The sequence below is a fragment of the Microbacterium sp. NPDC090281 genome (assembly GCF_044769635.1).
GTDB lineage: Bacteria > Actinomycetota > Actinomycetes > Actinomycetales > Microbacteriaceae > Microbacterium.
The window spans coordinates 421,262-442,430 of sequence record NZ_JBIVYH010000001.1; the positions used below are offsets into that span (position 1 = coordinate 421,262).

General features: G+C 68.3%; 24 protein-coding genes. 20 read left to right on the forward strand and 4 right to left on the reverse strand.

Features of this window, described 5'->3' with window-relative positions; all coding sequences use genetic code 11:
- The first annotated feature begins 45 nt into the window (after nt 1-45).
- The 9 genes from ACIQTX_RS02000 (at nt 46) to ACIQTX_RS02040 (ending at nt 8,398) form a co-directional block, all read left to right on the forward strand.
- Nucleotides 46-1,863, forward strand: a complete 1,818-nt coding sequence (locus tag ACIQTX_RS02000) for an ABC transporter permease (RefSeq protein ID WP_402968196.1) — start codon at nt 46-48, stop codon at nt 1,861-1,863.
- A gap of 244 nt (nt 1,864-2,107) precedes the next feature.
- On the forward strand, nt 2,108-2,506 hold the full coding sequence (locus tag ACIQTX_RS02005) for a hypothetical protein (RefSeq protein WP_402968199.1): 399 nt from the start codon (nt 2,108-2,110) through the stop codon (nt 2,504-2,506).
- Between the two features lie 4 nt (nt 2,507-2,510).
- Nucleotides 2,511-2,945, forward strand: a complete 435-nt coding sequence (locus ACIQTX_RS02010; protein WP_402968202.1) for a hypothetical protein — start codon at nt 2,511-2,513, stop codon at nt 2,943-2,945.
- Between the two features lie 227 nt (nt 2,946-3,172).
- The gene (locus ACIQTX_RS02015) at nt 3,173-4,165 is read left to right on the forward strand and encodes a TIGR03557 family F420-dependent LLM class oxidoreductase (RefSeq protein ID WP_402968205.1); all 993 of its coding nucleotides are present in this window, start codon (nt 3,173-3,175) and stop codon (nt 4,163-4,165) included.
- Complete coding sequence (gene cofE, locus ACIQTX_RS02020) at nt 4,162-5,007, forward strand: coenzyme F420-0:L-glutamate ligase (RefSeq protein WP_402968208.1); 846 nt, start codon at nt 4,162-4,164, stop codon at nt 5,005-5,007. The genes ACIQTX_RS02015 and cofE overlap by 4 nt, the downstream gene beginning before the upstream one ends.
- Nucleotides 5,004-6,056, forward strand: coding sequence for a glucose-6-phosphate dehydrogenase (coenzyme-F420) (gene fgd / locus ACIQTX_RS02025; RefSeq protein WP_402968211.1), 1,053 nt, complete (start codon nt 5,004-5,006; stop codon nt 6,054-6,056). Before cofE ends, fgd begins: the two co-directional genes overlap by 4 nt.
- Before the next feature lie 10 nt (nt 6,057-6,066).
- Complete coding sequence (cofC, locus tag ACIQTX_RS02030) at nt 6,067-6,738, forward strand: 2-phospho-L-lactate guanylyltransferase (protein WP_402968214.1); 672 nt, start codon at nt 6,067-6,069, stop codon at nt 6,736-6,738.
- Nucleotides 6,735-7,748 carry a 2-phospho-L-lactate transferase gene (gene cofD / locus ACIQTX_RS02035; protein WP_402968217.1) on the forward strand — a complete coding sequence of 338 codons (1,014 nt, stop codon included), beginning with the start codon at nt 6,735-6,737 and terminating at the stop codon, nt 7,746-7,748. Before cofC ends, cofD begins: the two co-directional genes overlap by 4 nt.
- 269 nt (nt 7,749-8,017) lie before the next feature.
- Nucleotides 8,018-8,398 carry a hypothetical protein gene (locus ACIQTX_RS02040; RefSeq protein WP_402968220.1) on the forward strand — a complete coding sequence of 127 codons (381 nt, stop codon included), beginning with the start codon at nt 8,018-8,020 and terminating at the stop codon, nt 8,396-8,398.
- A gap of 26 nt (nt 8,399-8,424) precedes the next feature.
- On the opposite strand, the gene ACIQTX_RS02045 is transcribed toward ACIQTX_RS02040, so the two are convergent.
- From ACIQTX_RS02045 to ACIQTX_RS02055, 3 genes are read right to left on the reverse strand one after another with little or no spacing between them, the layout of a single operon-like run.
- Nucleotides 8,425-9,234 (reverse strand): ABC transporter ATP-binding protein, encoded by an 810-nt coding sequence (locus ACIQTX_RS02045; protein ID WP_402968223.1) that lies wholly within the window; start codon nt 9,232-9,234, stop codon nt 8,425-8,427.
- On the reverse strand, nt 9,231-10,304 hold the full coding sequence (locus ACIQTX_RS02050) for a putative F420-0 ABC transporter permease subunit (protein ID WP_402968226.1): 1,074 nt from the start codon (nt 10,302-10,304) through the stop codon (nt 9,231-9,233). Before ACIQTX_RS02050 ends, ACIQTX_RS02045 begins: the two co-directional genes overlap by 4 nt.
- Nucleotides 10,301-11,281: a putative F420-0 ABC transporter substrate-binding protein gene (locus ACIQTX_RS02055; protein WP_402968229.1), complete on the reverse strand. Its 981-nt coding sequence runs from the start codon at nt 11,279-11,281 to the stop codon at nt 10,301-10,303. The genes ACIQTX_RS02050 and ACIQTX_RS02055 overlap by 4 nt, the downstream gene beginning before the upstream one ends.
- A 230-nt stretch (nt 11,282-11,511) precedes the next feature.
- Between ACIQTX_RS02055 and ACIQTX_RS02060 the strand changes: the two genes are divergently transcribed.
- The 10 genes from ACIQTX_RS02060 to ACIQTX_RS02105 all read left to right on the forward strand — a co-directional run bounded on the left by ACIQTX_RS02060 (nt 11,512) and on the right by ACIQTX_RS02105 (nt 18,791).
- The gene (locus tag ACIQTX_RS02060; protein WP_402968232.1) at nt 11,512-12,462 is read left to right on the forward strand and encodes an alpha/beta hydrolase; all 951 of its coding nucleotides are present in this window, start codon (nt 11,512-11,514) and stop codon (nt 12,460-12,462) included.
- Nucleotides 12,459-13,871, forward strand: coding sequence for a dihydroorotase family protein (locus ACIQTX_RS02065; protein WP_402968235.1), 1,413 nt, complete (start codon nt 12,459-12,461; stop codon nt 13,869-13,871). The genes ACIQTX_RS02060 and ACIQTX_RS02065 overlap by 4 nt, the downstream gene beginning before the upstream one ends.
- A complete protein-coding gene (locus tag ACIQTX_RS02070; RefSeq protein WP_105528300.1) occupies nt 13,868-14,842 on the forward strand; it encodes an LLM class flavin-dependent oxidoreductase in 975 nt (324 codons plus the stop codon). The genes ACIQTX_RS02065 and ACIQTX_RS02070 overlap by 4 nt, the downstream gene beginning before the upstream one ends.
- A 40-nt stretch (nt 14,843-14,882) precedes the next feature.
- The gene (locus tag ACIQTX_RS02075; protein WP_387179981.1) at nt 14,883-15,710 is read left to right on the forward strand and encodes an ABC transporter ATP-binding protein; all 828 of its coding nucleotides are present in this window, start codon (nt 14,883-14,885) and stop codon (nt 15,708-15,710) included.
- The gene (locus ACIQTX_RS02080; protein WP_402968241.1) at nt 15,707-16,540 is read left to right on the forward strand and encodes an ABC transporter permease; all 834 of its coding nucleotides are present in this window, start codon (nt 15,707-15,709) and stop codon (nt 16,538-16,540) included. The genes ACIQTX_RS02075 and ACIQTX_RS02080 overlap by 4 nt, the downstream gene beginning before the upstream one ends.
- Nucleotides 16,537-17,370 (forward strand): ABC transporter permease, encoded by an 834-nt coding sequence (locus ACIQTX_RS02085; RefSeq protein WP_402968244.1) that lies wholly within the window; start codon nt 16,537-16,539, stop codon nt 17,368-17,370. The genes ACIQTX_RS02080 and ACIQTX_RS02085 overlap by 4 nt, the downstream gene beginning before the upstream one ends.
- A 115-nt stretch (nt 17,371-17,485) precedes the next feature.
- Entirely contained in the window at nt 17,486-17,737 is a 252-nt protein-coding gene (locus ACIQTX_RS02090) for a type II toxin-antitoxin system Phd/YefM family antitoxin (RefSeq protein ID WP_402968247.1), read from the forward strand.
- Nucleotides 17,734-17,994 carry a Txe/YoeB family addiction module toxin gene (locus ACIQTX_RS02095; protein ID WP_402968250.1) on the forward strand — a complete coding sequence of 87 codons (261 nt, stop codon included), beginning with the start codon at nt 17,734-17,736 and terminating at the stop codon, nt 17,992-17,994. The genes ACIQTX_RS02090 and ACIQTX_RS02095 overlap by 4 nt, the downstream gene beginning before the upstream one ends.
- A gap of 65 nt (nt 17,995-18,059) precedes the next feature.
- Nucleotides 18,060-18,272 (forward strand): hypothetical protein, encoded by a 213-nt coding sequence (locus ACIQTX_RS02100; protein ID WP_402968253.1) that lies wholly within the window; start codon nt 18,060-18,062, stop codon nt 18,270-18,272.
- 60 nt (nt 18,273-18,332) lie between these two features.
- Complete coding sequence (locus tag ACIQTX_RS02105) at nt 18,333-18,791, forward strand: NUDIX hydrolase (protein WP_402972929.1); 459 nt, start codon at nt 18,333-18,335, stop codon at nt 18,789-18,791.
- A gap of 75 nt (nt 18,792-18,866) precedes the next feature.
- On the opposite strand, the gene ACIQTX_RS02110 is transcribed toward ACIQTX_RS02105, so the two are convergent.
- Entirely contained in the window at nt 18,867-19,943 is a 1,077-nt protein-coding gene (locus tag ACIQTX_RS02110; RefSeq protein ID WP_105528294.1) for an ABC transporter substrate-binding protein, read from the reverse strand.
- A 193-nt stretch (nt 19,944-20,136) separates the two neighbouring features.
- Between ACIQTX_RS02110 and ACIQTX_RS02115 the strand changes: the two genes are divergently transcribed.
- On the forward strand, nt 20,137-21,141 hold the full coding sequence (locus ACIQTX_RS02115; RefSeq protein WP_402968256.1) for an alcohol dehydrogenase catalytic domain-containing protein: 1,005 nt from the start codon (nt 20,137-20,139) through the stop codon (nt 21,139-21,141).
- Nucleotides 21,142-21,169: the final 28 nt, after the last annotated feature.

Here is a 21,169-nt window from a genome sequence, read left to right on the forward strand (position 1 = left end):
ATGTTCAAGGCAGGACGGACCACGGGGCGAAAGCGTCCCACCACGATGACGATCGCGATGATCGTCTCGGGCGCGGTCATCTTCATCCTTCTCGCGGTACCGCTGATCGTCCAGGTGATCACCGCGTTCCGTGGTCCGTTCCTGCCCTTCGGCGTCTCATCGGCGAAGTGGGGTGTCGACAACTTCGTCACCCTGTGGCAGCTGCGTGAAGACTTCTGGGGAGTGCTCGGCGCGACCGGCGCCTTCGTCGGCGGCTCCACGCTGCTCACGCTCCTGATGGCTTTCGGCCTCGCCTGGGTCACGGTGCGCACGGACGCCCCGTGGCGTCGCCTCATCTCGGTGCTGGTGATCGTGCCGTACATCATCCCGCCGATCGTGAAGGCGCAGGCCTACCTGCTGATGCTGTCGCCGGAGTCTGGCGTGCTCAACCAGATGCTGCGACTGCTGCCGTTCGCGAGCGACGTGCCGATCGATCCGTACGCCTTCCCGACGATGATCTTCATCCAGGCGCTCACGAACGTCACGTTCCCGTACCTGATGATCGTGCCCATCCTGACGAACATGGACGGCTCTCTGGAGGAGTCCGCGCGAGTGTCGGGCGCCTCCTGGCCGCAGACCCTGCGCCGCGTGACGCTGCCGATGCTCTGGCCCGGCCTTCTCGGAGTGACCGTGCTCACCTTCATCCTCGGTCTCGGCAGTCTCGAGGTCCCGCTGTTGTTCGGGCAGGAGTCGGGGCGAGACATCTTCGCCCTCAAACTCTGGACGCTCATCAGCTCCAACGCGGGCGAGCTGCCGCAGTACGGTCTGGCCGCCGCGTGGGGCCTGGTGTTCCTCGTGATCACGACCATCGCCTTCGCGGTCTATCTGCGGGCCACGCGCAACGCCGAGCGAAGAGCCTCGGTGTCGGGCAAGGGCTTCCGGCCGTCGACCATGCGGATGGGGCCGTGGAAGATCCCGGTCATGCTGCTGGTCGCCGTGTTCATCCTGCTCACCGGCATCCTTCCTCTTCTGGCGCTGCTGTGGGCGGCGATCACCCCGTACCCTGTGGCATTCTCGATCGACGCGATGCTCGGCAGCACCGACTTCGGAGCGTTCGGCACGGTGCTCGCCGACCCGGAGTTCTGGGTGTCGCTCGGGCGCACGGTCATCATCGCGGGCGGCAGCGCAACGATCGCGGTGGTCTTCGCCACCGTGCTCGCCTATGGCATCGCCCGCAGCAAGAAGACGTGGTGGGTGAAGGCCATGGACCTGTTCGCCTCGTCGTCGGTCGCGATCCCCGCGACCATCGCCGGCTTCGCGATGTTCCTCACCTTCATGGTGATCAACCCTTACATCCCGATCGCGGGTACGCTGCTCGCGCTCGTGATCGCGTACTCGTACCGGGTGTCGATCGCCTACCGCTCGTCGTACAGCGCGACGCTGCAGATCCGTCCGGAGCTGGAGGAGGCAGCGCTCACCAGCGGAGCGAGTCGGTTCGAGGGGTTCCGCCGCATCATCGCGCCGCTGCTGATGCCCACCGTGATGGCGGTGTGGATCCAGATGTTCATCCTCGGCACCAACGAGTTCACGCTCCCGGCGTTCCTCGCGACCCCGTCGTCGCGTCCGCTGTCGATGTACATCTACGCGATGATCAACCCGCGGTCCGCGCAGCTGTACGCGCCGGATCAGGGTGCCGCGATGGCGCTCATCTTCACGCTGATGGTGTTCGCGATCGGCTACGGCCTGCAGTGGGCGCTGTCCCGTCGAGCGATCGGTCGGGCCCGCAAGCCTGTCGCCGCAGGGCTTCCCACCCTCGCCGCGCCTCCTGTCCCCGCCGCCGACTCGGCGACGGTGACCCTGGCGGTGCAGCGCCAGAAACGCTGAGCGGCGGCGCGCCCCGGCCCGCGCCGGTGGGCCGCGAGTGCACGGCTTCGCGCCGAGTGCACGACTTATCGACGTGACCAAGCCGTGCACTCGGCAGGATGCCGTGCACTCGACGAGAACGCCCGACTATGGCGGTGTCCCCGAACAGTCGACAGACACGGCGCTCAGAAACGTCTAGTGTCCTGATGGCATGACGTCTCTTCGTCGTGTGCAGGATTCGTGTGGGGGAGAGGGCAGAATGCGCGTGCGAGCACCTTCGGCCAAGGCGGGCATCGTCGTCGGAGCGGTGATCATCCTTCCGATGATCGGGATCGCCCTCGGCGCGATGAACCTCCTGATCGGGTATGTCTGGTCGCTGCTGGTGGTCATCGCCCTGGTGGTCTTCACCGCGCGTGTGTTCCGTGGTCCCGGCGAGGGGCCGGAGCCCCGGCCGTGGTGGCGGATGACGACGACGGCTCTCTCCAGTGCGGTCCTCTCCGTCCTCTTCGCGATTCAGGCCGTCACCGGCCTCTTTCGAGCGGGGACCGCTCCGTTCCCGGCCGCCGTCGTTCTCGGCGCGCTTCTGGCGCTGGCCATAGCCGGCGCGTATGCCGTTTCCGCGACCCGCCTCGTCCGCGTCGAGAGAGCGCGGACGAGGTCGTGACTCGATGACGAATGCAGACCGCCGGCGCAATCTGGGATGGTGGTTCGTCCTCCTGAGCGCGCTGGGCGCGGCGCTGATCTGGTTCGTGTTCATCGGTCAGTACGCCGACGGCCGAGAGATCGAAGGCAAGTGCTTCGGGAACGTGCCCCCAGGGGCTGTGGTGACAGAAGACTCCTCCGCCTACGAAGCCGACATCACGTTCCTGCCCCCGGGTCGACAGTGCACCTACGCCGCCACGGACGGTGGCACGATCACCACCCAGACCGGTGAGTCTCGGGTCCCGATCGCGTTCCTCGCCACCGGACTCGGGCTCCTCGCGCTGGTCTTGACCTGGGTGTTCCGCCGACGGGCCACCGCGATGCAACAGGTCCTCACCCACTCCGCGCTCCTCTTCCTCGGCCTGGGTTGGGCCACGATGGCCATCTACGCCAACGGCTAGCCCCCCCGCCCCCGCTCCCCCCCGCCCCCAGGCGCCGAGTGCACGGCTTCGCGCCGAGTGGACGGCTTGTCGACGTAGTGAAGCCGTGCACTCGACGAGATCCCGTGCACTCGACGAGCGTTGGGGACCCAGGAGAAGAGCGGCTCTTGACTTTTGGATCCAGTATCCATTCAATGGGAACAGCAGCAACAGGAGAACAGCGGACAGAAGCAGGGGGAGGAGGCGACATGCACATCGGGTACGCCGCGATGCTCGAGCAGGTCGAGCCGACCGCCGTGATCGCGAACTGCGTCCTCGCCGAGGCGCACGGGTTCCGCGGGATCATGGCCACCGATCACTTCCAGCCTTGGCTTCCCCGCCACCGCGCGGCCGCCCATGTGTGGACCATGCTCGGCGCGATCGGTGCGCACACCACCGGCGACCTCGGTCCCGGAGTCACGACGCCGGGTTACCGCACGCACCCCGCCGTGGTCGCGCAGGCCGCGGCGACGCTCGCGACGCTCTATCCGGAGCGCACCTGGCTCGGCGTCGGATCGGGGGAGGCGCTGAACGAGCACATCGTCGGCGACTACTGGCCCGAACCCGCGGAGCGCATCGACCGCATGTTCGAGGCCGTCGATCTGATCCGCAAGCTCTTCACCGCCTCGCTCGCCGGTCGCGACACCCGCCACCGCGGCGAGCACTTCCGGATGGAGTCGACCCGGCTCTGGACGATGCCGCCCGTAGCCCCGCCGGTCTATGTCGCGACAGCCGGTCCCGCCACCGCACGCCGCGCCGGCCGGAACGCCGACGGCCTGATCACGACTTCCGCCGAGCTGGAGCGCCTCGCGCCCCTGCTCGCCCGATTCGCCGAAGGAGCACGCGAGTCAGGTCACGACCCAGATGTCCTTCCGAAGGTGCTCCAGCTGCGCCTCTCGTGGGCGCCGACCGAGGAGCAGGCCCTCGCGAACGCACTGTCCGAATGGCCGATCGCCGGACTCCGGATGCGCCGCGGCGACGTGCGCTCGCCCTACGACTTCGAGCAGCTCGTGCGCGGAGTGACGGCCGACGACATGCGGGCGTCGATGCTCATCTCCGCCGACCCCGACGTGCACCGCGCACAGATCCAGCGCTATGCCGACCTCGGCTTCACCCGCATCTACCTGCACAACGTCGGGCCCGACCAGCGGGAGTTCCTCGAGGTCTTCGGCCGCGACGTGCTCCGGAAGGTGCACGCGTGAGCGCCCCCGCGATCACCGTCTTCGCCCTCACCGGCATGGGCGAAGTGCAGCCCGGCGACGACCTCGTGGCCCTGATCCTCGCGACCGGCGTCGAGCTCGCCCACGGCGACATCCTCGTCGTCACCTCGAAGATCGTCTCCAAGGCGGAGGGGCGCTACGTGCAGGCCGCCGACCGTGAGGAGGCGATCACCGCCGAGACCGTGCGCCTCGTCGCCTCGCGCACCTTCGACGGGCACACCATGCGCATCGTCGAGAACCGCCTGGGTATGGTCGCCGCGGCCGCCGGGGTCGACGCCAGCAACACCCCCGACGGCTGGGTGCTGCTGCTTCCCGAAGACCCCGATCTTTCGGCGCGTGCGCTCGCCGCAGGGCTGCGTGCGGCCACGGGGGCCGAGGTGGGCGTGATCCTCAGCGACACCCTCGGGCGTCCCTGGCGAGAAGGACAGACCGACGTCGCGATCGGCGGTGGGGGTGTGCGGATGATCGCCGACCTCCGCGGCACGACCGACCAGGCGGGCAAGGTGCTCAGCGTCACGACCCCGTGCGTCGCCGACGAGCTCGCCGCGGCAGCAGACCTCGTCAAGGGCAAGGCGAGAGGCAACCCCGTCGCTGTGGTGCGCGGACGCGCCGACCTCGTCGGACCGCTCACCCTCCCCGGTGCCTCGAGCATCGTGCGCGCCTCGGAGCGCGACCTGTTCTGGCTGGGCACAGCCGAAGCACTCGACCAGGGGTACCGCGACGGCTACGCCGCGGCCCTGGCAGGACTTCACCCAAACGAACAGCACCCACACGAACAGCAAGAACACGAACAGCAAGAACCCGACAAGAAGGATGCGACATGACACTGACGCTCGGATACAAGGCCAGCGCTGAGCAGTTCGACCCGCGGGAGCTCGTCGAGATCTCGGTCGCGGCCGAGGCGCACGGCATGCAGTCCGTCTTCGCCAGCGACCACTTCCAGCCGTGGCGGCACACGGGCGGCCACGCCCCGTTCTCGCTGACCTGGATGGCCGCGGTCGGCGAGCGCACGACGAGCATCCGCATCGGCACCTCGGTGTTGACCCCGACCTTCCGCTACAACCCTGCCGTGCTCGCGCAGGCGTTCGCGAGCCTGGGCTGCATGTATCAGGACCGCATCATCCTCGGGGTCGGCTCGGGTGAGGCGCTGAACGAGATCGCGACCGGATTCCGCGGCGCGGGCGAGCAGGAGTGGCCCGAGTTCAAGGAGCGCTACGCGCGGCTGCGGGAGTCGGTGCGCCTGATGCGGGCACTGTGGTCAGGCGATCGGGTGAACTTCGACGGCGAGTACTACTCGACGCACGACGCCTCGATCTACGACCGCCCAGAGGGTGGCATCCCGATCTACATCGCCGCGGGCGGTCCGATGGTCGCACGCTACGCCGGCCGTGCGGGCGACGGCTTCATCTGCACCTCGGGCAAGGGCCAGGAGCTCTACGTCGACCAGCTGCTGCCCGCAGTGAAGGAGGGGCTCGAGCAGTCCGAGCGTTCCTTCGACAACTACGACCGGATGATCGAGATCAAGCTGTCGTACGAGGAGACCCGTGAGGCGGCGCTGGAGAACACCCGCTTCTGGTCACCGCTGTCGCTCTCGAAGGAGCAGAAGCACGACATCACCGATCCTGTCGAGATGGAGAAGGCCGCCGATGCGCTGCCGCTGGAGACCATCGCGAAGCGCTGGATCGTCGGGAACGACCCGGATGCCGTGGCCGCCGAGATCCAGCAGTACATCGACTGGGGCTTCAACCACCTCGTCTTCCATGCGCCGGGCCACGACCAGCGTCGGTTCCTGCAGCTATTCGAGCGCGACATCGCACCCCGGCTGCGCGACACCGCCGCCCTGCGCGACACTGCCGCCGCCCTGCGCGGCTGAGGAGACGGACATGATCCGGGGTCCGGGAATCGGGGTGCCGCTGCCAGGCGCGCCCGCACGCGAGTGGATCGTGGTGATCCCGGTCAAGCGCGCCGAGATCGGCAAGTCGCGGCTGCGGATCCCCGGTGTCGAGCGCGAACCCCTCGCGCGGGCGATCGCGCTCGACACGGTCGAGGCTGCCGCGACGTGCGAGCGCGTCGCCGAAGTCATCGTCGTCACGAGCGACGAGGTCACCGCGACTGCTCTGCGTCTGCTGCCGAGGGTGCGCCTGGTGCGCGACCGCGGCGACGGACTGACCGCGGCGATCGGGCTCGGAGTGAATGCGGCACCCGACATGCGCCCGCGTGCCGTGATGCTCGGCGACCTCCCGGCGCTGCGCCCTGACGAGCTGGCCAGGGCGCTCGCCTTCGCCTCGTCGCATCCGCGGGCGTTCGTTCCGGATGCGGAAGGGACCGGCACCGTGCTCGCGACTGCTCGGTCGGGCTTCGACCTCACGCCGTGCTTCGGGCCTGACTCGGCCTCCGCGCATCGCGCAGCCGGGTTCGCCGAGGTCGGGTTCCCGGTGCTGAGTGGCCTCCGGCGCGACCTCGATCACGCCGAGCATCTCCATGCCGCACGCCGTGCAGGTCTGGGCCCGCGCACCGCGGCGCTCGTCGACCGTCCGCTGGTACTCGCCTCATGACCGGTGTCTTAGACGTCGCTGCCGGTTCCCCGCGCATCGTCGTGCTGGCCGGTGGCGTCGGCGGGTCGAAGTTCGTGGTCGGGGTGCGCGAGGCCGCACGCCGACGATGGCCGGATGCGGCGGGTGGGACACGCGCCGACATCACGGTGATCGCCAACACCGGGGACGATCTGTGGCTCAGCGGCCTGCGGCTGCAACCCGACGTCGACTCGATGATCTACGCGCTGGCCGGCGTCAACGACATCGATCGCGGATGGGGGAGAGCGGGCGAGAGCGAGCGCGTCGCCGCCGAGCTGCACGCGTGGGGAGCCGGGTGGCCGTGGTTCACTCTGGGAGACCTCGACCTCGGCACCCACATCGCCCGCACGGGCTGGCTCCACGACGGCGCCTCCGTGACCGAGGTCGTCGACCGCCTCGCATCCCGATGGCCGCTCGGGGTCCGGCTGCTGCCCATGACGGATGCAGAAGTCGACACGCACGTGACCACCGCGCAGGGCCGGATGCACTTCCAGGAGTGGTGGACCAGGCATCGCGCAGCCCTTCCGGCGCAGGGCTTCGACTGGCCGGGCATCGCGCACTCCGTGCCGGCACCGGGGGTGCGCGAAGCGCTGACCGCAGCAGACGTCATTCTGTTCGCACCGTCGAATCCGGTGGTCTCGCTCGGTCCGATCCTCGCGGTCCCCGGCATCGCCGACGCCGTCCGCGCCGCACCAGGGAGCGTCGTCGGGGTCTCGCCGATCATCGCCGGCGCTCCCGTGCGCGGCATGGCCGATGCCTGCCTCGCCGCCGTCGGCCTCCCCGCCACTGCCGATGCGGTCGGACGCCACTACGGCGCACGCGAGAAGGGCGGGTTGCTCGATGCCTGGCTCATCGCCGAGGAAGACGCATCGCTCGCCGAAGGCCTCGAGGCGACCGGACTGCGCGCGCCGGTGCGTCGGCTCTGGATGCGCGACCTCGACAGCGCCGCCGATCTTGCTGCCGCGGCTCTCGACATCGCCCCGATCGGCTGAGACCAAAGGTGATAGTCGGAAGTCTCGAAAGACTGGCCGAAAGTTCCCAGGTTTTCGGCGTAATGACTGAGCCCTGACCGCCGTCTCTCCACTGTGAGGGTTGTCCGACCGAAAGGGGGTCGGGCTATGCGAGGGGTGAGGGACAAATGGGTGGTCGAAGTGGGGTTGATCGGCTCTTCGAAGAGCTGGAGGTCGAATGCGGCGCGAGTGTGCAGTGCATCACGGAGCGGGTTTCCGCACTGATGGGCCTGGATATCGAGGTCGACGTCTTGGACGAGGACGAATGGGCGACCGTGCCCAGGTTCGTGCTCTGGGACGGTGATCGCGCGAGAATCCCCGTGCGGCGCTCTGATCCGCGTTGGTATCGCCTGCACGTGGTGCTCCATGAACTCGCGCATCTGCTGTGCGGGCACACCTCGTGCGCGGCTCTGCCCATGACTTTCGACCAGCTTCGGAAACCGGCGGAGGCGTGTGTTCTCGCGGGAGCGGGAGTCGGAATGGGCGCGGCCATGAGTGCGGGGGTATCGACGGTCAGCCTTCAGCAGGATCAGCAGGAAGAGCGGGAGGCCGAAGCGCGGGCACTTGCACACCGTCTGGGCTTGTTCGTCGAAGTTCCGCACTTCGCGTCCGCGGAGGCCGCCTTGGGCTGAGCCCACCCGGTGGAGTTCGGCCGAGTTCAGCGCGCGAGAGCGTGCTCCGCATCGAACACGATCAGCGGGCGATCGCTGCCCGGCCGGGACAGCACCTCGGCGTCGACGCTCCAGACACGCGCGATGAGCTCGCGCGTCAGCACGTCCTGCGGCGAACCGGCCGCCTGCACATGGCCGTCAGCGACAACGACGACCCGATCGGCGAAGGCCGCCGCGTGGTTCAGGTCGTGCAGCGCGGCGATCACGGTCATCCCGTCGCGAGCGAGGGAGCGGAGCAACACGAGCGCGTCGAGCTGGGCGCGGATGTCGAGGTGGTTCGTCGGCTCGTCGCACAGCAGCAGCGTCGGGCGTTGAGCCAGGGCCCTCGCGAGGTTCACGCGCTGGCGCTCGCCGCCTGACAGGGTCGCGGCGTCGCGCTCCGCGAACTCGAATGCACCCGCACGCGTCAATGCCGTGTCCGTGGCGATGGCATCCGCCTCCTCGCCCTCGAACGACAACCACCCCCGATGCGGCAGCAGCCCGAGGCCGACGATGTCGCGTCCGGTCATGCCCTCGGCCGCCGACCACTCCTGCTCGACCAGGGCCACCCGCTGTGCACGCTCTCGCCGCCGCATCGCCGTGAGTGACCCGCCGTCCAGCTCGAGCGCGTCGGCCTCGCCGCGCAGAGTCCCGGCGATCAACCGCAGCAGCGTGCTCTTGCCCGAGCCGTTGGGTCCGAGGAGTGCCGTCACCGCGCCACCGGGAGCGGTGAGATGCATGCCGTCGATGATGAGACGGTCGCCGTGGCCGAAGCGGATGCGTCGGGCATCGAGGCCGCTTCCGTGCACCCCGGTCATGCGCGGCTCTTCCGCATGCGCAGCATCAGCACCGCGAACACCGGTCCGCCGATCAGCGCTGTCACGATCCCGACCGGAAGCTCGCGCGGCTCGAAGACGGTGCGGGCGATGGTGTCGGCCCAGATGAGGAACACGGCGCCGGCGAGGAACGAGACCGGCAGCAGAGCGCGATGCAAGGCGCCGACGACCGCACGAACCGCGTGCGGGAGGATCAGCCCGACGAAGCCGATCGACCCGCTCACGGCGACGAGCGCTCCGGTCAGCAGAGCTGTGCACATGAAGAGCAGCACCCGCAGCCGGGTCACCGGGATTCCCAGCGCCTCGGCCGCGGTGTCACCGAGCACGAGGCTGTCGAGCGGTCGGGCCGAAGCCAGCAGCGGGATGGCGCAGACGACCACGGCGACCCCGGCCAGTGCCGCATCCGCCCAGTCCGCACCGCCGAGCGAGCCGAGCAGCCAGCTGAGGATCTCGCGGTAACTGTCGTTCGTCGCGCTCCAGAAGATCACGAGGCTGGTCAACGCGGCGAGCACGGCTGAGACGGCGAGACCGGCGAGCACCACCGCGGTCGATCCTGCAGAACCGGCCGCGCGGGCGAGGCCCAGCGTGAGGGCCAGAGCGAGCAGCGCACCCGCGAAGGCCGCGAACGGCAGTGCCACCGCGGCCCCCAGCACGATGACGATCACGGCGCCGGTCGAGGCGCCGGAGGAGAGTCCGAGCAGGTACGGGTCGGCGAGCGGGTTGCGGGTGAGAGCCTGCATCACGGCCCCGCACAGGGCCAGGCCGCCTCCGACCGCCGCGGCCGTGAGCACGCGGGGCACGCGCCCCTCCCAGATGATCGCGTCGCGGATGGGAGTGAGCCCGCTGGCGGCCCCGGTCAGGTGCGACCACACGCTCGCCACGAGCTCGGCCGGGGTGATGTCGGCCGGACCGATCGCGACCGCCGCGACCATCGTGCCCGCCAGCACGAGCAGCAGCACCGCGATCGCCGAAGCGGTGCGCCGCCGTCGCGGGCGGGGAACGGATGCCGAGGCGGCCGGGAGCGCCGTCCGCAGCGGAACCGCGACGCTCACTGCTCTCCGAGCTGCGCCACGATCGACTCCACGGCGTTCACGTTGCGGATGCCGGCCTCGGTCGCCGGGAAGTCGACGATCACGAACCGCTGGTTCTTCACGGCGTCGAGCTGCGCGGTGACCGGGTTCGCTGTGAGCAGTGCGATCTTGGAGTCGGCGGTGTTCCATGCGGCATCCACCAGCACGATCACGTCGGGGTCGGCCTCGGCGATCAGCTCCCACGAGCTCGATGTCCAGGTGTCGTGCACGTCGGCGAAGACGTTGTCGAGCCCAGCCGCCGACATGATCATCTGCGGCGCTCCGATGCCCGCGCCAACGAAGGGCTGATCCGTGCCGGACGAGTACCAGACCGCCGTGAGGCCGCGGTCGTCGGCAGTGATCCCGTCGAGCTCTTTCCGCTGCTCCGCGATGAGTGCCGCGGCAGCGTCCTCCTCGCCGAGCAGCTGGCCCGCCTCGGCGAACCCGTCGAAGACCGTGTCGAACGTGAGCGGGTCGGGCATGTACCCGGGAGCCTTGCACGCGGCGGGCGCGACATAGGTGGTGATGCCGAGCTGCTCCAGGTCGGCGCGCTCGCCGGCACCGTCGACCGAGAAGTTCGATTCCCAGCCGGCGAACACCAGGTCGGGCTCGAGTTCGAGCACTGCCTCCTTCGACGGCACCTTGTCGGAGACGACCGGGATTTCTTCGGCGTCTGCCGCGAGATCTTCCGGCAGCGGACCGTCGGAGAACGCCGAGCCGATGATCCGGTCGCCCGCGCCGAGCGCCAGCGCGAGTTCGAGTGTCGACGACTTCACGGTGAGGATGCGCTGCGGCGGGGAATCGAGTGAGACCTCGGCCCCGCAGTTGTCGAGCACGACGGGTTTCGGATCGGCGGCAGCAGCGGGAGCTGCCGGCGAACCGGCGCATCCGCTCAATCCGGCGGCGAGGAGGAGCGCGAGGGCGGGGACGGCGCCGAGGGCGCGGGTGGTGGCAGGCATGGTTCTCCGGAAGACGAGGAAGGGGAAGGGCGCAAGAGAGAGCACGTTCGCAGTCCAGGTCGGGACCACCGACGTCGACCAATCGGGCCGACGTGATGCGGTCATGCTAGCGCGGATACTGGATCCAATCAATACTGGATTCTGGATCCAAAATGGGCGAAGATGGGAAACGCCCCACCGCAGCGGCGCAGATCGCCGATCGCGACGCCGCGTTCAGCCGAGAGGAACCCATGCAGACCACACCCGTCTCGTACTTCAGCGAGGGTCAGCGCATCTCCGCCGTGTGGCGCACGCCCGATCATGAGGGCCCGTATCGCGCGATCGTGCAGGGTCCCGGTTGGCTCGGGCTCAAGGACGCCAAGCTCTACGTCCGCTACCACGAGGCCCTCGTCGAGGCCGGCTTCGCGGTACTCGTGATCGACTACCGCGGCTTCGGCGACTCCGAGGGCGACCGCGGCTACCTCTCCCCGGCCTGGCAGCTGCAGGACCTGGTGAATGCCGTGACCTACCTCACCACCCGCGAAGACGTGATCACCGATGCGATCGGGGTCTTCGGCACCGGCGGCACCGGAGGCGGCAACGCCGTGCTCCTCGCCGACGCCGACCCGCGCATCAAGGCCGCCGTCAGCCAGGTGCCCGTCGCCGACGGTGAGGATTGGCTGCACCGCATGCGCAGCGAGTACGAATGGCTCGACTTCCAGAAGTCTCTCGAGGAGGACCGCCGCCAGCGCGTCGCCACAGGGGAGGGGCGGATCGTGCACCCCCGCGAGGAGATCATGATCCCCACGGCCGAGCGGCGCGCCACCAAGATCAAGGCCGACGTCGACGACCGCATCCCGACCGCCGTGCCGCTCGCGTGCGCCGAGGGGATCATCGCCTACCGGCCCGTCGAGGCAGCGGCCCGCCTGACCACGCCGCTGCTCGTGATCGGCGTCGAGGGCGATGCGACCACGCCGACCGACCATGCCGAGGCGCTGTACGAGGCCGCCCGCGGCCCGAAGCAGTTGATCATGCAGCGACACACGACCCACTACGCCGCGTACGACGCGTACTGGGAGCAGACCACCCCGGTGATCGTCGGCTGGTTCGACCAGTACGTGCGCCCGGCGCATCTCATCCACCGGTCTTCGCCGTCGCCCGCGATCGGCGAGTCCATCCAGACAGAGGAGGTCACGCGGTGAGCGTGGAACTGAAGATCACCGGCGGCACCGTCGTCACCCCCGCAGGACCGGTCGTCGCCGACCTGCTCGTCGCCGACGGCAAGATCGCCGGCATCGTGGCCGCAGGAACCGAGATCGCCGCCGAGCGCACGGTCGACGCCACCGGCAAGCTCGTGCTCCCCGGCATGGTCGACGTGCACGTGCACACCCGCGAGCCCGGCTACGAGCACAAGGACGACATCTACACGACGAGCCTGCAGGCTGCGGCCGGCGGTGTCACCACGATGTTCGGGATGCCGAACCTCAAGCCGCCGACCACCGATGTCGCCACCCTGACCGACGTGTTCCACCGGTACGAGGAATCGTCGATCGTCGACTGGAACCACAACCCCGCGCCGACCAAGTTCGACGAGATCGCCGGCATGAGCGAGATGGGCATCCGGGCGTACAAGATCTACATGGTCGTCGACACGGGCCGCGACTACCCGCACCCCTCCGGCACCGGCATCCACAACCACGGGCACCTGCTCGAGATCATGGATCACATCGCCCAGACCGGCAAGCGCTTCATCGTGCACCCGCACGACCAGGCGCTCATGGACTACATCGAGGGCGCCTACCTCGCCCGCGGAGAGAACACCCCGCAGGGCTACGCCTCCGCCTACGCCGCCCGCGAGGGTGTGATCTGGGACACGGCCATCGACGTCGTGCTGCGTCTCGCCGAGGCATCCGGCTGCCCCGTGCACATCGCGCACATCCAGACCCGGCGCTCGATCGAGGCCGTGCGTCGCGCCAAGCAGAACGGCATCGACGTGACCTGCGAGGTCAACCACTGGGCGCCGTTCCTGTCGACTTGGAACGACGTCGAGACGCTCGGCCCGTACGCGCTCAGCTACTGGGTTCCCGACGACAACCGCGCGGCCGTCTGGGAGGGCATGCGCGACGGCACGATCGACATCGCCGCCAGCGACCACGCCCCGCACACGCGCGAGGAGAAGGAGGTCGGCTGGACGCAGATGTGGAGCTCGCACACCGGCACCCCCGGCATCCAGTACTACTACGAGCTCATGCTCGACGCCGTGAACAAAGGCGAGCTCGACCTGCAGCGCGCGATCGACATGGTCGCCCACATCCCCGCCGCCAAGTTCGGCCTCGAAGGTGTGAAGGGATCGCTCACGATCGGGGCGGATGCCGACATCGTCATCGCCGACCTGGCCGAGGAGTGGACCATCACGAACGACGGCGTGCTGTCGAAGATCGGTTGGACCCCGTACGACGGGCGCACCATCAGCGCCCGCATCCAGCGCACCCTCGTGCGCGGTGTCGACGTCTACGTCGGCGACGAGGTCACAGGCGATCGCACATTCGGAAAGCTCGCCGCATCGGCGGAAGACAGGGCGGCATTCGCCGCTAGAGAGGAACTGACATGAAATTCGGACTGCTGCTGCCGCACTTCGGCGAGGAGGCGAGCAAGGAGAAGCTGCTGGAGGGATCGAAGCTCGCCGAGAGCTTCGGATTCGACTCCGTCTGGGTGCGCGATCACCTGGTGTTCGAACCGCACGGCGAGATGGAGAAGCCGAACCGCACGTTCTACGACGCGCTGACGACCCTCACCGCCATCGGTGCCGTCACCGACAAGATCGAGCTCGGCACCGGATCGCTCATCCCGTTCCGCCATCCGCTCGTCACGGCCCTCATGGCCGGCACGATGACGCAGCTGCTCGGCCCGCGCCTGATCCTCGGGTTCGGCGCCGGAACCTTCGACCACGAGTTCGATGCGATCGGCTGGGGCGACCTCGACCGGGTGGAGATGGTGCGCTCGAACGCCGAGATCCTGCGTCGTGTGTTCACCGAGAACGACGTCACCTACGACGACGGCATCTTCAAGTTCGAGAACGTCACGATCGAGCCGAAGCCCGTGGGCGGACGCATCCCGTTCTGGTACTGCGGTGCGACCCCGCGCTCGGCCCGTCTCGCGGCGGAGTTCGCCGACGGATGGATGCCGGGACGCACGGGCCTGCTCACGATGGAGAAGCGCATCAAGACCATGCGCGAGATGACGGATGAGAACGGCCGGCCGATGCCGACCATCGCCGTGATCCCGCCGACCTCGATCGAGGACACCCGCGAAGAGGCTCTGAAGCACGTGAACATCCCCGGCCTTCTCGCCTGGGCGAACAAGGCGAAGTTCGCGGTGAAGCCGCCGTCCGGCAGCTTCGAAACCGTCGAAGACCTCGAGGGTCAGTTGATCGTGGGCGACCCCGATCAGGCCGTCGAGCAGATCCGGCGGTTCGAGGAGGTCGGCACCGAGCACCTGGTGTTCGACTTCCGCTTCAAGTTCGATCGGTTCTTCGAGCAGATCGAACTCCTCGGCACCGAGGTGCTTCCGAAGCTGCGATAAGCCGCGCACCGACGCGCGGCGATGAGACGAGAGGTCGACGATGACTGACGTGAACGACACCGCACGGGACTCGGCGGATCCGCTGATCTCGGTCACCGGACTCTCGGTGAGCTACGACGTCGCGCGGACGGGAAAGAAGCTGATAGCCATCGAGAACGTCGACCTCGACGTGTTCGAAGGCGAGTTCATCACGGTGCTCGGCCCGTCGGGGTGCGGAAAGACGACGTTCATGAACGTCATCGCCGGCCTCGTCGCGCCGAGCACCGGCTCGGTCCTCGTCGATGGGAAGCAGGTCAACGGCCCTGGGCCCGACCGGGCCGTGGTCTTCCAGGACTATGCGCTGCTGCCCTGGCGCACCGTGTTCGACAACGTGAAGTTCGGGCTCGAGATGCAGAAGGGGCTGCGCACCGCCGACTGGCGCGCGAAGGTGCAGGAGGCCATCGACATGGTGGGGCTCAAGGGATTCGAGTCGTCGTATCCCCGCGAGCTCTCCGGCGGCATGCAGCAGCGCGTCGGGCTCGCCCGTGCGTTCGTCGCCGAGCCGCGCATCCTGCTGATGGACGAGCCGCTCGGCGCCGTCGACGCCCTCACCCGCGAGGTGATGCGCGACGAGATCGAGAAGCTCATCGAGGCGACGGGCAAGACCGTCCTCTTCATCACGCACTCGATCGAGGAGGCCATCCTCCTGGGCGACCGCATCGTCGTCTTCAAGAGCCACCCCGGCGCCATCAAGGAGATCATCACGACCGGCATCCCGCGCCCGCGGTCGGAGCGCTCGGTGCAGCATGATCCCCGCTTCCTCGAACTCCGCGACCACCTCTGGGAGGCGCTGGAGGGTGAGGCCACGGCGGCAGCGGTGTCGAAGTGACCGCGCTGCTCGCCACCGGGCCGAACCTCGGCCGAGGTGGTGTCGCCGCCTGGCTCGCGGGCCTGAGCGCCCGGGGCAAGGCCGCCGTCATCGCGATCGAGGTGGTCATCCTCCTCGTGCTCTGGCAGCTGGTCGTCGGGGTCTTCGGATGGATCAGCCCGGTCTTCCTCCCACCGCCCCTCGCCATCGCGCAGGGTTTCGGTGAGATCGTGGCGAACGGATCGCTCGCCGCCAATGCCGGGGTCTCAGTGCAGGCATGGCTGACGGGCTTCGTGCTCGCGGTGGTCGTCGGCATCCCCGTCGGGCTTCTCATGGGCGCCTCGCTTCCGGTCGACCGGGTGATCGGCCCGATCGCCTGGACCATCTACGCCACCCCGTCGATCGCCTATCAGCCGCTCGCGAAGGCGTGGTTCGGCTTCGGCATCGGTCCGGTGATCTTCCTCGTCACGATCAGTGCGATCTTCCCGATCCTGCTCAACGTCGCCGCCGGCATGCGCACCACGAACCCCTCGATCATCCGCGCCGCCCGCGTCTACGGCGCCGGTCGGATGCGGCTCTATCGCTCGGTGTACCTGCCGTCGACGGTGCCGTTCCTGTTCGCGGGGCTCCGCCAGGCGGTCGTGCTCGCCACTATCGGCATGGTCGTGGCCGAGCTCGCGGGTTCGTCGAGCGGCATGGGAGCACTCATCATCCGCGCGTCGAACACCTATCAGACCGACCAGGCGTTCGCCGCGATCGCGGTCGTCGTGCTGTGGAGCGTGGGCATGACCCAGGTGGTCACGGCCATCGAACGCGGGATCGCGCCCTGGACGAGGAAGGGCAAGCGATGAGCGTCGTCTCGGCAACCGGAACCGTCCGCATCGTGCGGCCGCGGCGTGTGGTGCGCTCGGGCGAGGGCAAGTGGACGCTGCTGCTGATCGGGGTGATCGCCGCCGTGCTGCTCCTGTGGGAGGCGGCCGTCAGCTGGTTCCACTGGATCCCCGAGGCGTTCCTGCCCGCACCGACCGCGGTGGCGGTGGCGTTCGGGCAGCTCATGGTCGATCCGGAGTTCTGGAGCGCTTTCGCGTTCAGCGTGACCAACCTGCTCATCGGCCTCACGATCGCGATCGTCGTCGGTGTGGTCGTCGGTCTCGCGGTCGGGTGGTCACCGGTGCTGCGCTTCATGGTCGCGCCGTTCCTATGGGTGCTGTACTCGACGCCCAAGGTCGCGCTCGCCCCGCTGTTCATCCTCGGGCTCGGCCTCGGCAGTGAGTCGAAGATCGCGCTCGTCATCCTGCTCGCGGTGTTCCCGATCCTGCTGAACACGATGGAGGGCGCGGTCACCGTGAACCCCTCGCTCGTCAACGCGGCCCGGGTCTACGGCGCCAAGGGGATCGGACTCGGTTGGAAGGTGATCTTCCCCGCCACGCTGCCCTACAGCCTCTCCGGCATCCAGCGCGGTGCGGCGCTCGGCTTCACGGGTGAGGTGCTCGGCGAGTTCCTCGGCGGCACCGGCGGCCTCGGCCACCTGCTCGAGTTCGCCGCGTACCAGTTCCGGATGGACGAGGCCATCGCGATGGTCGTGGTGATGGTGATCATCGCGAACCTCACGCTGCTGCTCATCTCCGTGCTCCGCCGCCGGCTCGCGCCCTGGTATGACGAGCGCAAGATCGTCGGCTGACCCGCCGTCACGACTCCCGGCCTCCGTCTCATGCGCGACGGGGGTCGGGTCTGTTCGGCGGGCGTTCACGCGCGATCGAGTGGTACGTTTTGTTGTACCACTAGGGAGGTGGAGGATGTCCGCGATCTCGGCTACCGAGGCCCGCAAGCGCCTGTTCGGTCTTATCCAGCAGGTGAACGATGACCATGCGCCCGTCGAGGTCGTCTCCCGACGTGGGAACGCCGTCATCATGTCGAAGGACGACTACGACGCCCTCACGGAGACGGCGTACCTGCTCCGAAACCCTTTGGGTGCAGAGCGACTTCTCTCGGCGATCGAGCGTGCGCGCCGCGGTGAGACCGAGCAGCACGATCTGATCGACGAGTGACTCGGAGATTGGCCTTCGACCCCAACGGGTGGGAGGACTACACGTACTGGCAGGGCCAGGATCGCAAGACGCTGAGGCGGATCAACCAGCTCATCGCCGATGTTCTCCGTGATCCCTTCGAGGGCATCGGGAAACCGGAGCCGCTGAAGCACGTGCTCTCCGGAGCGTGGTCCCGCCGCATCGACCAGACCAATCGCCTCGTCTACTACGTGAGCGATGAGCAGATCATCATCCTGCAGGCTCGCGACCATTACTAGGACGCGTTGCCGAAGGGCCGTCGTCGAGTCGACTGTCGGGTTCGTGTGAAGTAGCATCGCTCACCATGGAGCGCTACGGAAAGTGGAATCTGCTGGGGGCGGCCGCTTTCTTGAGCGTCGGCATCTTCTCGCTCGTCAAGGGTGTGGGGCCGGAGTGGTACTCGTACGTCACTGTGGTCGTGGCGTTTCTCGCAGCTGCGGGGTGGATTTCTCGCTATGTCTATGAGGTGCGCAAGAGCAAGAATGAGGAGTCCTCAGATCGCACCTCCAGCACCTGAACCCACTGGACGAACGGTGCGTGATCTGGCCGTCGTGTTCAGGGGATCGTCGTGGCGATCATGGTAGAGCCTGCCCCGCCGATCGATCGAAGCCATATCCGCGTCAAGGCGATGCTCGTCGCGCCGAACGCGCAGAGGACCGCCCACGCGGTCAGCGTCAACGCCGCGACCGCAGAGAATCCGGGCGGGTATCACCGCCTCATCGGCGGCAGCGTCGAGCTCGGTGAGACCCACCTCGATGCGGTCCGGCGCGAGGTGCGCGAGGAGCTGTCGGCGACGATCCGTGATCTGAGCTACCTCGGGGTGGTGGAGAACATCTTCCACCTGGACGGCGACGTCGGACACGAGATCGTCTTCGTGTACACGGGAACTCTCGACCCGGAGCCCGCAGCGACGGGCGCGACGCTGACGGAGAGCGACGGGGCGGTGGTTCCCGTCGTCTGGCGCAGCTTCGATGACGACGCCGAGGCGCTGCCCCTCTATCCCGCCGGGGTCGTGGGGCTCTTCGCTCAGCGGTAGATCCCACACCCCGAACACACGAAGAGGCCCCACCGCCATGCGCAACGGTGGGGCCTCTTCGTATGAGTCCGCGACTCACGGGTAGGTCAGCGTGGCCGGCCCCTCGTTGTCGAGGCCCAGGAGTTCCTGCGCCTTGCGGAGGTACACGAGCTGGTCGGAGTCGAACTCGAGCGGCTCGAGCTTCTGCGTCTCGATGGTGGTGTCCCAGGCTTCGTCGTCGAAGTACAGGTTCGGGCAGGCGAGGTGTCCGTCGAGGATCCAGACGCTGTCCGACTCACGCAGCTCCGCGACGTCGAAGTCGTTGGCCTCGTAGATGTCCAGCGCCTCCTCCGCGTTCTCGGGGAACTCGCCGGGCGCAGGCGCTGTCATGAAGTCGGTGCCCTTCAGCGTTGCGCGCAAGAACCGGACCAGGGTGTTCGGGTTCTCCTGCGCCCACTTGGTGCCGGCGATCTGCACGTCGTTGGCCCAGTTGCGCAGCGACTCCACGACGATGTTCGCGCCGTGCTCCTCGAGGGCGGCCCGGTCGTCGGCGTAGAACGGCTGCAGGGTGATCTTGTCGTTGACGAAGAACTCCGTCCACGACTCCGATCCGGGCCCGGGGTAGACGACTTCGGCGTTGATCGACGAGACGTCCCAGCCCTCTTCCTTCAGCACCTGGGCGCGCTGGAACTCGGCGGGATCGCCGGGGGTGCCGGCGAGCACGATCGAGGTGCCGTCGAGGTCGTCGACGCTCTTCACGTCGGACTGCACCGCGAAGTCGAAGTTCTGCCGGCAGTAGTGCCCGGAGACGAGGTCGATCTCGACTCCGCCGCGGATGGCGTCGATCACGGTGCCGGTCGACTCGACGCCGATGTCGGCGCTGCCGCTGGCGACCGCTGCGGTGACGTTGTCGGCGGTGATGACCTCGACGGTGAGGCCCTCGTCTTCGTAGTAGCCGAGGTCGGTCGCGAGCGTGAACATCGAGTACATCGTGATGTCGGGGAAGGGGATGGCCACCGTGATGCTGGTGTCCTCCGCCGCGCCGGGTTCGCCGTCGCCGAGGTCGACGGGGCCTTCCGGTGTCGGTGTCGGCGAGGCGCAGGCGGCGAGCAGCGTCAGTGCTGCTGCGCCCCCGACCACGGCGATGCCGAGTCTGTTTCGTGTCGTGCGCATGACTCTCCATTCGGGCAAGTGCGTGCGACTCCTCCGTGGAGTGGGGCGCCTCACGCGGATTTTGGGATACGGTATCCAATTTGGAATCCCGTGTCCATGGTTTGCGGGATATCGTGCTCGAACAGGGTGTAGACGGCCGTGGTGAAAATTGGATACAGTATCCCAAACAGATTCCCGCGATGAAGAGGTGAAGATGCGTGCCGCCGTGCTGAGCCGTCATGACGTGGACGGGTTGACCGTCACGGAGACGGACGTGCCGACACCCGGCGCGGGCGAGGTGCTCGTGCGTGTCGAGACCGTCGGCGTGAATCAGCTCGACCTCAACGTGATCGCCGGCATCGGCCCAGGCTCACAGGCGCAGTTGCCCCGCATCCTCGGGATCGATCCCGCAGGCGAGATCGTCGCGGTCGGAGCGGGCGTCGACCGGGGGCGGATCGGGCAGACCGTCGTCGTCAAACCCAACATCGCCTGCGGGCAGTGCGTGCATTGCGAGGCCGGAGACGAAGCCGACTGCCCGAAGCAGACCGTCGTGGGCGTGCATCGCGACGGCGGCGCGGCCGAGTACGTCGCGGTGCCGACGCGCAATGCGATCGACCGTCACGGCCTCGACGCCGCGCAGGCGACCGCCGTGGTGCACAGCGCCTCCATCGTGATCAACGCCGTGCGCACGGTCGCGCTCGCCGCTGGAGACAGGGTTCTCGTCACCGGCGCGGGCGGAACGCTCGGGCGTGCGGCAGTCGCCATCGCGCTCGCTCGCGGCGCCCGGGTGGTCGCGGCTTCGCGCCGCACTCTCTCCCCGCTCGGCGACGAGCAGGTCGTTCAGGCATCGGGTGCAGCGTCCCTGGCGGCAGCGCTAGACGGGGGAGAGGGGTTCGACGTCGTGCTCGATGTCTCCGGCCATGCTCCGACCCTGAGCGCCGGGATCTCGGCGCTCAGCTGGGGCGGTCGGGCCGTGTTCTGCGCGGCATCCGTCGACAGCGATCTGCGCATCGATGCCCGCGACTTCTACCTGCGTCGCAAGCGACTGTTCGGCGTGGCCAGCGCGCGCTACGACGACGTGGCAGAGGCCCTCGCGCTGGCTGCCGCCGGGGCACTGCCCTCACTCGTCGGCCGGCGCTATGCGTTCGACGACATCGCCACGGCGTATCGCGATTTCCCCCGCAAGGGCGACGGGAAGGTCGTCGTCGATGTGCGCTGACCGCCCTCGGTATCGAAGAGGAGACCAC